At 48.0% G+C, this 612-nt stretch carries 1 protein-coding gene; it reads left to right on the top strand.

All coding sequences use genetic code 11. The features are described 5' to 3' along the window. The coding region (locus tag C245_RS23505; protein ID WP_035747253.1) for an Ig-like domain-containing protein at positions 1-612 on the top strand (612 nt) is incomplete at both ends.

The following is a 612-nucleotide window of genomic DNA, read 5'->3' as shown; positions in this document are numbered from 1 at the left end:
CCGGAACAGGAGGCTGTGCCAATGCAACTGTAACGAGAACGCTAACGGTAACCGCTGCACCAAATGCAGGGACTTTATCAGGAAATCAAACTATCTGCGTTGCTGGAACGACTACATTCACATCAAACGGAACTACAGGCGGAAGCTGGTCAAGCAGTGATACCGCAATTGCTACTGTTGATGCTTCAGGAGTAGTTACAGGAAAAGCAACCGGAACTGCAACGATCACCTACACCGTAACAGGAACAGGAGGTTGTGCTAATGCAACTTCAACGAGAACGGTAACGGTAACCGCTGCACCAAATGCTGGTACATTATCAGGAACTCAAACAATTTGTGTTGCTGGAACGACAACATTCACGTCAAACGGAACTACAGGTGGAAGCTGGTCAAGCAGTGCAACGGGAGTTGCTACAGTTGATGCTTCTGGCGTTGTTACCGGAGTTTCAGCCGGAACTGCAACGATCACCTACACCGTAACAGGAACAGGAGGTTGTGCTAATGCAACTTCAACGAGAACGGTAACGGTAACTGCTGCACCAAATGCTGGTACATTATCAGGGAATCAAACTATCTGTGTTGCGGGAACGACTACATTCACATCAAACGGAA

The sequence above is a fragment of the Flavobacterium sp. WG21 genome, assembly GCF_000335775.1.
GTDB lineage: Bacteria > Bacteroidota > Bacteroidia > Flavobacteriales > Flavobacteriaceae > Flavobacterium > Flavobacterium tructae.
Note: the sequence above shows the minus strand (reverse complement) of the source record. Positions and strands in the feature narration are given on the sequence as shown.